Source organism: Saccharopolyspora mangrovi (genome assembly GCF_035320975.1).
In the GTDB taxonomy this organism is placed as follows: Bacteria; Actinomycetota; Actinomycetes; order Mycobacteriales; family Pseudonocardiaceae; genus Saccharopolyspora; species Saccharopolyspora mangrovi.
On the sequence record NZ_JAWLNX010000009.1, the window covers coordinates 137,075 to 149,123 of the forward strand.

Annotated in this window: 11 protein-coding genes; 10 read left to right on the forward strand and 1 reads right to left on the reverse strand. The window is 67.9% G+C overall.

Features of this window, described 5'->3' with window-relative positions; translation table 11 throughout:
* The first annotated feature begins 114 nt into the window (after positions 1-114).
* The gene (gene eccCa / locus R4I43_RS15305; protein ID WP_324266276.1) at positions 115-4,200 is read left to right on the forward strand and encodes a type VII secretion protein EccCa; all 4,086 of its coding nucleotides are present in this window, start codon (positions 115-117) and stop codon (positions 4,198-4,200) included.
* A gap of 72 nt (positions 4,201-4,272) precedes the next feature.
* Here the strand turns inward: eccCa and R4I43_RS15310 are convergent, their stop codons facing one another.
* On the reverse strand, positions 4,273-4,494 hold the full coding sequence (locus tag R4I43_RS15310) for a zinc finger protein (RefSeq protein WP_324266277.1): 222 nt from the start codon (positions 4,492-4,494) through the stop codon (positions 4,273-4,275).
* 112 nt (positions 4,495-4,606) lie between these two features.
* Between R4I43_RS15310 and R4I43_RS15315 the strand changes: the two genes are divergently transcribed.
* The 9 genes from R4I43_RS15315 to R4I43_RS15355 all read left to right on the forward strand — a co-directional run bounded on the left by R4I43_RS15315 (position 4,607) and on the right by R4I43_RS15355 (position 11,898).
* Complete coding sequence (locus R4I43_RS15315; protein WP_324266278.1) at positions 4,607-5,461, forward strand: helix-turn-helix domain-containing protein; 855 nt, start codon at positions 4,607-4,609, stop codon at positions 5,459-5,461.
* Positions 5,446-5,631 carry a DUF397 domain-containing protein gene (locus R4I43_RS15320; RefSeq protein WP_324266279.1) on the forward strand — a complete coding sequence of 62 codons (186 nt, stop codon included), beginning with the start codon at positions 5,446-5,448 and terminating at the stop codon, positions 5,629-5,631. The genes R4I43_RS15315 and R4I43_RS15320 overlap by 16 nt, the downstream gene beginning before the upstream one ends.
* A 138-nt stretch (positions 5,632-5,769) precedes the next feature.
* On the forward strand, positions 5,770-6,177 hold the full coding sequence (locus R4I43_RS15325) for a hypothetical protein (RefSeq protein WP_324266280.1): 408 nt from the start codon (positions 5,770-5,772) through the stop codon (positions 6,175-6,177).
* A gap of 13 nt (positions 6,178-6,190) precedes the next feature.
* A complete protein-coding gene (locus R4I43_RS15330; RefSeq protein WP_324266281.1) occupies positions 6,191-6,721 on the forward strand; it encodes a DUF3558 domain-containing protein in 531 nt (176 codons plus the stop codon).
* A 21-nt stretch (positions 6,722-6,742) separates the two neighbouring features.
* The gene (locus tag R4I43_RS15335; protein ID WP_324266282.1) at positions 6,743-8,068 is read left to right on the forward strand and encodes a hypothetical protein; all 1,326 of its coding nucleotides are present in this window, start codon (positions 6,743-6,745) and stop codon (positions 8,066-8,068) included.
* A gap of 32 nt (positions 8,069-8,100) precedes the next feature.
* Positions 8,101-8,916, forward strand: coding sequence for an ESX secretion-associated protein EspG (locus R4I43_RS15340; protein WP_324266283.1), 816 nt, complete (start codon positions 8,101-8,103; stop codon positions 8,914-8,916).
* A gap of 317 nt (positions 8,917-9,233) precedes the next feature.
* Complete coding sequence (locus tag R4I43_RS15345; RefSeq protein WP_324266284.1) at positions 9,234-11,021, forward strand: type VII secretion-associated protein; 1,788 nt, start codon at positions 9,234-9,236, stop codon at positions 11,019-11,021.
* Positions 11,022-11,229: 208 nt separating this feature from the next.
* Positions 11,230-11,544 (forward strand): WXG100 family type VII secretion target, encoded by a 315-nt coding sequence (locus R4I43_RS15350; RefSeq protein WP_281455351.1) that lies wholly within the window; start codon positions 11,230-11,232, stop codon positions 11,542-11,544.
* Between the two features lie 63 nt (positions 11,545-11,607).
* Entirely contained in the window at positions 11,608-11,898 is a 291-nt protein-coding gene (locus tag R4I43_RS15355; protein WP_324266285.1) for a WXG100 family type VII secretion target, read from the forward strand.
* Positions 11,899-12,049: the final 151 nt, after the last annotated feature.

A 12,049-nucleotide genomic window follows, 5' to 3' on the forward strand; every position in this document is an offset into this window, starting at 1 on the left:
CCGCACCCCGCCATCCAGAGCTGCGCGGCAGTGAACAATGCTGGCTGCGAGTTCGACGAGCACCGGAGGTCTTCTGGTGTTTTCAGGCACGTCTGAGAAAGGTTGTTGCGTCCGGTGAGCACGCTGCAGTTCAAGCGAACGCCACGCCTGGCCGCTCCCAGGCCACCGGGCGGGGAGGTGCACCTCGAGCCACCGCCGGAGATTCCGCGGACCATCCCGGGCAACATCGTTCAGAAGGTCCTTCCGGGCCTGATGATCGTGGCGTCCCTGGGAATGATGGCCTTCATGTTCACGCGGGCCCAGAACAACCCGATGATGATGATGATGCCGATGATGATGCTCATCTCAACATTCGGGATGATGGCCGGCGGCGGCCGGGACGGCAGTCAGAAGAAGGCCGAGATGGACGAGGACCGCAAGGACTACCTGCGGTACCTCGGCCAGATGCGCGACCGCGCCCGGGAGGCCGCCGACGAGCAGCGGCTGGCCCGCGAGTGGGTGCACCCCGACCCGCAGACCCTGTGGTCGCTGGCGGCCGGCAGCCGCCGGATGTGGGAGCGCCGCCCCAACGACAACGACTTCTGCCAGGTCCGCGTGGGCCGCGGTTCGCAGCGGCTGGAAACCCGCCTGGTCCCGCCGCAGACGGGCCCGGTCGACGAGCTGGAGCCGATCACCACGCTGGCGCTGCGCCGCTTCGTGCGCGCGCACTCGCTGGTGCAGGACCTGCCGATCGCGACGTCGCTGCGCGGTTTCGCGGCGGTCGGGCTGCAGGGTGAGAAGGAGCAGGTGCGCGGGCTCGCCCGCGCGATGCTCTGCCAGCTGGCCACGTTCCACACGCCCGAGGACGTGATCATCGCGGTCGCCAGCTCCGGCCAGGCGCGCCGCGAGTGGGAGTGGGTGAAGTGGCTGCCGCACGCGCAGCACCCCACCGAGACCGACGGCATCGGCCAGATGCGGCTGATGGCGGGTTCGCTGGCCACGGTCGAGAGCATGCTCTCCGAGCAGCTCGCCGACCGGCCGCGCTTCCAGCGCAACGCGGCTCCGCCAGAAGGCCAGCCGCACGTGGTGATCCTGATCGACGACGCCGAGATCAGCCGGGAGGAGGCCCTCTACGTGGAGGGCGGCCTGGCGGGCGTCACCATGATCGACCTGTCCGACCTGCTGGGCCCGCTGACGGCCCGCCGCGGCATGCGGATGGTCGTGGAGGAGGACCGCATCGGTGCCCGCGGTGGTTCCGGTGTGGAGTGGTTCGGCAAGCCGGACTCGCTGACCGAGGAGGAAGCGACGTCGCTGGCCCGCCAGCTGGCCCCGTACCGGGTGGCCGGTGGCCCCGCCGTCGACACCGACTCGGGCGGCTACGAGCCGCTGACCACCCCGCTGAACTACATCGAGCAGCTGGGCCTGGCCGGTGACGTGGTCACCTTCGACCTCAACGAGGCGTGGCGCCCGCGTCCCACCGACGACCTCTACAAGGTCGCGATCGGTCCTGGTGAGCAGGGCGAGATCGTGCACCTGGACATCAAGGAGACCGCCTCGGGCGGTATGGGTCCGCACGGTCTGTGCATCGGTGCGACCGGTTCCGGTAAGTCGGAGTTCCTGCGCACCATCGTGCTGGGCCTGATGGCCACGCACTCGTCGTCGATGCTCAACTTCGTGCTCGTCGACTTCAAGGGTGGTGCGACGTTCAACGGGTTCGACACCGCGCCGCACGTGTCGGCGTCGATCTCGAACCTCGAGGGCGACGGCTCGCTGATCGACCGCATGCAGGACGCGCTGGCCGGTGAGATGAACCGCCGCCAGGAGGTCCTGAACAAGGCGGGCGCGAAGAACGTCTGGGACTACCGGAAGATGGCCGAGGCGGGCGACGAGCACTGCCAGGAACCGCTTCCGGCGCTGTTCGTGGTCATCGACGAGTTCTCCGAGCTCCTCTCGCAGCAGCCGGAGTTCGCCGAGCTGTTCGTGATGATCGGTCGACTGGGCCGTTCGCTGCAGGTCCACCTGCTGCTGGCCTCGCAGCGCCTGGAAGAGGGCAAGCTGCGCGGCCTGGACTCGCACCTGTCGTACCGGATCGGTCTGAAGACGTTCAACGCGGCGGAATCCCGCGCCGCGATCGGTGTTCCGGACGCCGCCGACCTGCCGGCCAGCGGTGGTCACGGTTACCTGAAGCACCCCAACGGCATGGAGCGGTTCCGCGCCGCCTACGTCTCCGGGCACCTGCACCAGACCAGCGGTCGTCGTCCGGCCCTGCGGGGCGGTGCCTCGCCGGTGACCGGTGAGAAGATGCCGCGCTACTTCATCCCGGACTTCATCGAGAAGCCCCCGGAACCCGAGACCCCGGCGGAGCCGGAGGTCAAGGAGGAGCCGAAGGAGTCGGAGCTCACCGACTTCCAGATCATCATCGACAAGATCACCGGGCAGGGCATCGCGGCCCACCAGGTGTGGCTGCCGCCGCTGGACGCTCCGCCCACCTTGGACACCCTGCTCCCGCCGCTGCAGCAGACCGACGACCGCGGCTACACCGCCGCCGGTTACTCGGGCAGCTCGCGGTTGCAGATCCCGGTCGGCATCATCGACGTCCCGTACCACCAGCGGCAGGACCCGATGGTCCTCGACCTGTCTGGTCAGGGCGGTCACGGCGCCGTGGTCGGCGGTGTCGGTTCGGGCAAGTCGAACGCGGTCCGGGCGATCATCGCTTCGGCCGCGCTGACCCACACGCCGCAGGAGATGCAGTTCTACTGCGTCGACCTCGGTGGTGGTTCGCTGACCGCGCTGCGGGGGCTGCCGCACGTGGGCGGTTACGGTTCCCGCCGCGACCCGGACACGGTCCGCCGGTCGATCGCCGAGCTCAAGGCGGTGCTGGCCGAGCGCGAGGGCCGGTTCCAGCAGCTGGGCGTCGAGGGCATGAACGACTACCGCAACCGCAAGCGTCGCGGTGATTTCGACGACGACCCGTACGGCGACCTGTTCCTGGTGATCGACGGCTGGCGCGCCTTCCGCGAGGAGTTCGAAACCCTCGAGCAGGACGTGCTCAACCTCGCCTCCAACGGTCTGGCCTTCGGCATCCACGTGCTGATCACGGCCACCCGCTGGGCGGAGATCCGGCCGGCGATGAAGGACCTGATCCAGACGCGCATCGAGCTGCGGCTGGGTGACCCGAGCGAGTCGGAGGTCGACCGCAAGGCCGCGGTGAAGGTCCCCAACGGCCGCCCCGGTCGCGGCATGCACGAGTCGAAGTTGCACTTCCTCACGGCGCTGCCGCGCGTGGACAGCGAGAACATCGGTGACCGCATCGAGGTCGAGAAGGCGGCCGCCGAGGAGGAGCGCCGCCCGGCCCGGATGGGCTGGGAGCTCTACAACGACGACGTCTCCGACGGTGTCGCCGACCTGGTCAACCGGGTCAAGAGCTCGTGGAAGGGCCGTCCGGCCCCGCAGGTCCGCCTGCTGCCGGAACTGCTGCCCTACCAGCAGCTCCCGCGTCCGGAGCAGCAGCCGAACCCGAAGCTGGTGCCGATCGGCATCAACGAGGACGGCCTGCACCCGGTCTACCTGGACTTCCGCGCGGAGCCGAACTTCTACGCGTTCGGCGAGCGGGAGTCGGGCAAGACGGCGCTGCTCAAGACGATCGTCCGCGGCATCACCGAGCGGTACACGCCGAAGGAAGCGCTGATCCTGCTGGTGGACTACCGGCGTTCGATGCTGGGCTTCCTCAACTCGCACCTGCTGGAGTACTCGGTCGGCGCGGATCAGCTCAAGAGCAACGTCAAGGACGTCTGCGCTTCGCTGAAGAAGCGGCTGCCCGGACCGGACGTCACGCAGGAGCAGCTGCGCGACCGCTCCTGGTGGAAGGGCCCGGAGCTGTTCGTGGTCGTCGACGACTACGAACTGGTGGCACCGCAGGGCAACAACCCGCTGGCCCCGCTGGCGGAGTTCATCCCGCAGGCGGCCGACGTGGGTCTGCACATCGTGCTGGCCCGCAACTCCGGTGGTGCGGGACGTGCGTTGTACGAGCCGCTGATCGGCAAGATGCGCGAGACGTCGGCCCCGGGCCTGGCGATGAGCGCGAACAAGGACGACGGTCAGCTGGTCGCCAACATCAAGTCCCGCCAGCTGCCCCCGGGCCGAGGCACCCTCGTCAGCCGCACCCTGCGCGGCGGCCCGCAGATGATCCAAACCGCCATGATCACCGAACAGCAGCAGTGATCTAGGCCCTGAAAAAGCCTCCCCTCGAACCAGTTTCGAGGGGAGGCTTTTTCGTGGGGCTGAGTATTTCGGTCACTTGGTGGGCGGGTTGTCGGCTAGGTGCTTCCAGCAGTCCATGCAGGTGGGTTCGAGGATCCAGGCGATCTCGTCGAGGTCGTGGAGCTCGACGGCTCCGACCTCGGTTCCGCAGTAGGCGGTCGCGGTCTCCTCGGGGTCGAGCTTGGTGGCGGCGAACGGGAACGCGTGGCGCTTGCCGGGCACGGGACGCCAGACGTAGGTGAGGTATTCGGGCATCGGAACTCCCCAGTGAGTTGGTTTTGGCAAGCTTGCCAGCGGCTTTTCAGCTGATCAATTACACGAAAGAGGGAGGTCAGAAAGGCCCTTCGGCGCTCGTAAGCTGTTGCCTATGGCTGACACACCGAGAGCACGCGCGCTCGCTAAGGAGCTCCGCGCGGCTCGATCTGCAACCGGGCTGACCGCACGCGAGTTGTCGCGGAAGCTCGGCTGGTCCGAGGCGAAGGTCAGCCGCCTTGAAACCGCCCGCAGGGGGATTCACGTCGAGAGCGTCGAAGCGATCCTCAAGGCGCTGAAGGTGAAAGGTGCCGAGCGCGAACGCCTGCTCAAGATGGCTCGCGAAATCCGCGAGCCCGCCTGGTGGGAGATCGGCCGCGACATCCCCGAACAGCTCACCGCGCTCCTAGACGCCGAACAACGTGCGCAGCGCATCACGAGCGTCCAGCTCAACCTCATCCCTGGTGTCCTGCAGACCCGCGAATACACCCGGGAGATCATGACCTCGGCTGAGCTCGATGACGTCACGGCGGATGAGCGGGTCGAAATCCGCATGAAGCGGCAGGAGATCCTCCATCAGCGAAACGCCGTCCAACTCCGTGCTTTCCTCGATGAGGCCGTGTTCTTCCGACCGATCGGCGGTCCACGCATCATGGCCGAGCAGATGCGGCACTTGCTCAAGGCCAGTGAGGCCGACAACGTCGAGATCCGCGTTCTCCCGCGATCGATCGGCGCCCATGCCGGGATGAGCGGCGCGTTCCTGCTGTTCGAGTTCGACCGCTCCCGACCGGTGGTCTACATCGAGGCTCGTCGGTCGGGAGCATTCATCGACGGCCCAGACGATGTGGGGCTCTTCCTTGGTTCAGTCGAAACGTTGGAAACTCAGGCCTCTGATGTCGACGCCTCGCGCGCGATAATTCTCTCGTACCTGCAGAAGTACGAGAGCGAGGCGACATGGACAGCGAGTTAGCCAGCTGGAAGAAGTCCTCATACAGCGGTGTCGAAGGTGACTGCGTCGAGGTCGCAACGACACCTGAGCGGGTTGGAGTCCGCGATTCGAAGGACCGCGAGGGCGACGTGCTGGTGTTTCCACGGGATCGCTGGGTCGAGTTCCTGAACGGACTACGCCATTCCGGCTGAGGGTTTGGGCTGTTCGGCTGGCGTGTGAGCTACCTCCCCCGAAACGCGCCCCGCGCAAGATCGCGCCCTTGTAGCCTCTGCGTCCGTGATCGCTCGGTTGAGTGACGTTCATGATCACGAACGTGGAGGGGGCTCTCGATGACCACCGGGATGGAAGGCTTAGCCCAAGGTGCCTCAGCGCTCGCGGGCCAGTCAGCAGGCCTCCGCGCAGCCGTTGACAACGGCCAACTCGTCATGGACCCGGAGAGGGCCGAAGCAGTCGCCAAGGTCTACGAGGACAAGGCCAAGGACTTCGTCGGCTTCTATCGAGATGCGCAACGTCTGATTCGCAACGGTGTCTACGGCGAGTGCTTCATCGGACGGGACCTGGAGCGCAAGTTCAACGAGAAGGTGCGCGGACCTGGTGGTTCGTCGGAAGCCGGACTCCTCCCGATTCTGCGAAAGATGGAGCAGACCTTGCGGGACATGGCTCAGGCGTACCGAGACTCGGCTCGTGAGATGCAGAATACTGACGACGAGAACGCTCGAAACCTCCGAAAAGACTGATCTGATGGTGGGTATGCACAAGGCGACTTTTGGCAGCGCGGTGTTCGCTGCGACGGCGTTGTTGATCGCAGGCTGCTCGGGCGGGCAGGGGGCTCCTGGCCAGCCGACCGAAGCGCCTGACAGCAATGCACTGAAGGCTTTCGACCCGTGCACGGCTCTGTCTGCGGACCAGGTTCAGTCCTTCGGAGCTTCGCCGCAGGGCGCGCCCATTGATCCGGACCTCGGTGGCCCCGGTTGTGACTACGAAGGCCCGGAGTTCCAGTTCGGTGTGATGAAGGGCGAAGGTCAAGGCGAGCAGTACTGGCAGGGCCAGCGAGGCCAATTCGATCAGTTCACGCCGAACCAGGTCGGTTCGCACAGCGGGTTCACCGGTATCGCAGCTGGTGGTAAGGGCCTGGGTGGCTGCAGCCAAACTCTGTACGTGGGCTCTGGCTCGGTGACCGTGGACGTCACCTACCGGTCCGACAACATGCCCACCGACCAGGAAACCTGCGCCAAGGCAACGGAAATCGCGCAGGCAGTGAGCGCCAAGCTGCCGAAGTAGCGGTCGGCTAGGGGGAGTGACATGGGAAACGCATTCACCGACGCGGTTGGCTCGTTCACATCGTCGGTCGGGGACCTCGGAAAGGGCCTCGTCGGTGGTGACACCGCTACGCGCGAGCAGGCGCACGCCATGCAGGCGGCCGTCCAGCGGGCGCAGCGGAATGATCAGCCGCTCAACCGCGGTCTCGATGAGTTCGACCGCCCGTCGATCTCCCAAGCGGACAACTGGAAGAACTGGGATCAGGCGCGTCTCGCCAGTCAGCTGACGCCTTCGCTGGGGCCGGAGGAAATTCAAAGCTCGGCCAGAGGGTGGAAGAAGCTCGGCGAGGAGATCAAGGAGTCCCTGGGTGACCTTGACAAGCGCGCCCGGGCCGCTGCTGGTGACGGCATGCGTGGCGAAGCCGCCGAAGCCGGGCTCAACGCGGCCAAGCCGCTTCAGGAGTGGGGCACGAGCTTCGGCCAGGCCGCCGAAGGCGTGGGCGAGGCGATCAGCCGCGCCGGAGACGCGGCAGCGAGCACGAAGAAGTCCATCGAGCCTCCAGTTGGTTATGACGGAACGCGCGGAGCGATTGCTTCGGTGTTCGGGCCTGCCGGTGGTCTCGTCGACGGCGCCATGCAGATGCGGGAACAGCAGGAAGCGAACCAGCAGGCCCGCGCTGTTGCCGAGCAAATCTACGCAGCGGGTTATCAGGACGTCGACGCCAGTACTCCGACTCTGCCTCCGCCGGTGAATCCGCTCGCGCCTCCGCCGCCTCCGCCTGGTGGTGAGACTCCGGGTGGGCCTGGCACGGGCACCGGCTCGGGTTCCGGGTCCGGCAGCGGTAGCGGGTACTCCGGCTCGGCCGTCGGCGGTGGTTCCGGTGGTGGCCACTCGGGTTCTTCGCCTGCTCAGAGCAGTTCGCAGTGGGCTTCGCCGTCGCCGACCGGTCCGGGTGCAGGCGGTGGCACGCCGCCCGGGATGAACCCGGGCCCGAACGGGCCGTCCGCCGGGTTCGTCGGCGGGATGCCGCCCGGTGCTGGGGCCGGGGCGGGCCGCGGTGCCGGTGGCATGGGTGGTGCTCGCGGCGCGGGTGCCGGCATGGGTGCCGGGGGCAAGGCCGGTGGTGGCATGGGCGCTGGTGGTCGTGCCGGGATGGGCGGTCTCGGTGCGGGCGCCGGGGCAGGTGCCGCTGGTGCGGGTGCTGGTGGTCGTGGTGCCGCTGGTGCTCCCGGGGCTGGTGCTGGTGCCGGTCAGCGCGGCCAGGGCGGCGAGGACGACGAGCACGAGCGCCCCTCCTGGCTCGAGGAGCAGGAAGACATCTGGATGGACGACATGCCCAAGACCGCTCCTCCCGTTTTCGGTGAGTGACCAGCGGTTTCGGTGTGACTGGGGGAGGAAGCGTGTCCGAGCGCTGGCTGCTGCCACCGCTGTGGTTCGACCTGTGCTGGGAGATCGGCGGGTTCGACGAGTACCCGTTCCCGATCTCCGTCCGCTCGCACGGTGAAACGCTCGAAGAGCGGGCCGTGCTGCGCCAGCGCACCCTCCCCGAGCTGCACAACGCCGGTCTGCTCGGGCAGAACGGCCTGACCCAGCGCTTCGCCGAGGTCCTCGGTCAGCTGGCCAAGCCGGGACTGTGGATCGAAGGCCTCTGGATGCCCGAGGGCGCGGCGGAATCCCCCGCCAGGCTGCTGTCGGTCGCCACCGAGCAGGGCGCGTTGCTGCTGGTCCAGCAGCCCGGCGACACCGAGACTTACGGTGGTGACCTGCGGATCTCGGTGCTGCCGCGCACCTCGGTGGCCGCGGCGGCGGTGCAGGGCATGCCGCCCGCACCCGTCGGCAAGCGCCCGCGCCTGGCAGTCCCGGCCGCCGACCTGGCCGCGAAGCCCTCGTCCGACGACTTCGAGAACATCGACCACATGCAGTCGGCCGGCCCGCGCAAAGCCCTGGCCGCCGAAGCGCTGCGCGCCTTCGCCGAGGCCGAGCACCACCGCGACGGCCAGTTCACCGCCAACCTCCGCGACCGCTTCGGACGGACCCACCGCTCCACGGTCCTCAAGTGGTTCGACGCCCCGGAACCCGACGGCCGCTACGGCCTCACCCAAGCCCAGCGCCCCGGCGTCGGCCTCGAGATCATCCTCGCGGGCCTGGGAGCCCCAGAACTCACCTCAGCCCTCGACAACCGAGTCCACGAGGTCCGCACCCTCGCCCAGTCCTGACCCACCACCCTGACAACGCACTCCCATCCCCGACAAGGGCCCTCCTGACCAGGCGCATTCCAATTTCGCGCGAAATTCGGCTCCCGAAGTTCCGACTCGAATTTCGCGCGAAATTGGAATGCGCCCGCGTGGGCGGGTGTTACGGCGCGTTCCGGGTGAAGTGCGGGCGGTGTGTCGGCCGGTCGCGGGAGGATGTTGGTGCGGGGGTGGCCGGGGGCTCTAGGGTGCTCTCCCGGGGGACGGTGCCGTCGGGACGGCGGGCCGGATGACGACGTCGCCGCAGGCGAGGGCTTCGGCGACGGTGAATGGAGTACTGGGTGTCCCTGCACGTCTCGATCGACTTCGGCACATCGAGCACATGCACGGTGGTCTCGGTCGGCGGCGCCGAACCACAGGTGGTCGTCATCGACGGGCAGCCGTTGGTGCCCTCGGCGGTCTTCGCCGCCGCGGACGGCACGCTGTTCGTCGGCCACGAAGCCGAACGCCAGGCCGCCGTCGACCCCGCCCGCTTCGAACCGCACCCCAAGCGCCGCATCGACGAGGGTGAGCTGCTGCTCGGCAGCGCCGTGCTCAAGGTCGGCGACGTCATCCGCGCCGTCCTGCAGCGCGCGGTCGGGGAGGCCCGCCGCTTCGCCGGCGGAGCGCCCGTCGACCTGCTCGTGCTCACCCACCCCGCCGACTGGGGTTCGGTGCGCGCCGCCGAGCTCCGCCAGGCCGCCACCGGCCTCGGCAAGGAGATCGTCCTGGTGCCCGAGCCCGTCGCCGCGGCCGTCTTCCACTCGGCTGGCAACGGCTTGCCCGACGGTGGTGCGCTGGCGGTGCTGGACCTCGGCGGCGGCACGATCGACGCCTCCGTGGTGCGTAAGCAGGGCGCGTCCTTCCAGGTCCTGGCCACCAAGGGCGAACCGAACTTCGGCGGAGCCGACATCGACCAGCTGCTGCTGGAGCACGTCGGTGAGCTCGTCGGCAGCACCGATCCGGCCGCGTGGCGCAAGCTCGTCGAAGGCCGCGAGATGCCCGACCGGCGGCGTCGCCGCGTGCTGCGGCAGGACGTGCGCGGCGCCAAGGAGACGCTCTCCCGCCACGCCTACACCGACGTGCCGATGCCGCCGCCGTTCCCCGACGCCCACGTCACCCGCGCCGACCTCGAGAAGCTCATCGCCGCACCTCTGGGCAAGGCCGCCGACCTGGTGCTCACGACGCTGCGCGACGGCCAGGTCCCGCGAAGACAGCTCGCCGGGGTGTTCCTCGTCGGCGGCTCCAGCCGCATCCCGATGGTGGCGCGGCTGATCCACGAACGCACCGGCGTCGTCCCAGCGACCCTCGACCAGCCCGAAACCGTGGTCGCCCGAGGCGCTTTGCGCGCCGTGCGGCTGGACCCGGAACGCAGCGGCGGTCTCGCGCCCACCGGCAAGTGGGCGGGCACGACCATCCGCGACTACCCGTTGCCGGGACACCAGGCGACCAGGGGAGATTCGCTCAGCCACGCCCGGACGGTGGTCATGACCGGCGACGAGCCGACCAGACCGGTCACCAAGCGCCCGCAGCCCAAGCGCAAGCGCAAGGCGCCGTGGCTGATCGGCGCCGCGGCCGTCGTGCTGGCGGCAGCGGCCGGGATCACCGCGCTGCTGCTCACCGACGCACCTCCGCAGGCCGATCCGGTCGTTCCCGCCAAGCAGATGGCCGGCTACGACTACCACTTCGCGTATCCGGGCAGCTGGCGTCCGGCGGGCGGCGACGCCGCCAAGTTCCAGACCCTCGTCGAACCGGCCGAAGGCCCGCAGGGGGCGCTGGTCGCGGTCGAGGAGGGCCGGCTGACCTTCGACACCGACGGCGACCGCAACCGCGCGGTGCAGCTGCTGCGCGGCGAGTACGAGAAAAGCGTTGCGGCGGGCGAGAAGTTCTCGCTGTTCACGCCGTCCACCAGCTTCGCGGGGCGGGACGTCGTCTACTACCGGGAGACCCTGCCGGAGGCGACGGTCGAGTGGTACACGCTGTACAAAGGTCAATTCAAAGTGAGCGTGGGCTGCAAGTACGGACCGGCCGGCAAGGACGAGGTCGTTCGCGCCTGCGAACAGGTCGTGGGATCACTCGCGATCGGTTGACGCAATTGCAAACGGACTCCGTTCGGCGGAGTCGCCTTTCAGGTTTTCGCAACCGCAAAACCCCGGATGACCAGCAGGTTCCCGGTTCTGCGTTTACAACAGCAACGGCTTGTGAAGAAATCCAGGACAACGGGGAACCAGACGTGGCAATGTCTGCGTCGCAGGTTCATCAGAGCTTGATACCGAGTTTGAAGGGGGTCATCCAGAGATGGCTGGAATTGGTGCGGACACCGAGGCGATCCAGCAGGCGTCGGTTGACATCGACGAGGCGCGCAACGCCGTCGAGCAGGCGCTGCAGCAGCTGCAGGGGCAGCTCGAGGGCCCGGTGCAGAACTGGAAGGGTGCTGCCGCCGACGTCTTCCGCAAGCTGATGGAGCAGTACGAGCAGAGCGGCAAGACGATCATCCAGAAGCTCGACGAGCTGGGCCAGAACGTGAAGTCCTCGGGTCAGGACTACGCCGCTACCCAGGAAGAGCAGGCGCAGGAGATGCAGTCCAAGATCGGCAGCCTGCTCGACGGCTGATTTCGCCTCCGCAGTTCGCAGATTCCACATTTCTTGATCTAGACGATTTCGAGGGGACAGGTAATGAGCGAGATCAACGTCAACTTCGCGGAGCTGCAGCAGGCTTCCGATGACCTGCAGGCCGCGGCCCAGAAGATCCAGGGCGAGCTGGACGACCTGGAGGGCAAGATCCAGAAGCTCGTCGCCACCTGGGACGGCGAGGCCGTGGGCGCCTACCAGGAGGCTCAGAAGGCCTGGGACCAGGAGGCCGCCAAGATGCAGGAGACCGCCGCCAAGATGGGCATGGCCGTCGGTGCGGCCAACGAGTCCTTCCAGGCCGGTGAGAAGAAGAACGCCGGCCGCTTCGGTGGCTGAGCTCACTCCGCACTGATTTCCGCGTTGATGGCTCCGGTGATTTCGCCGGGGCCATCAACGCGTCCGGCGGTTGATCTCCGTTTGCGGAGGTCCGATCGGCTTTGCCGGGGTCCCCGTCGGCGACCAGCTGGCATTGCTATGCTGGTTTCGG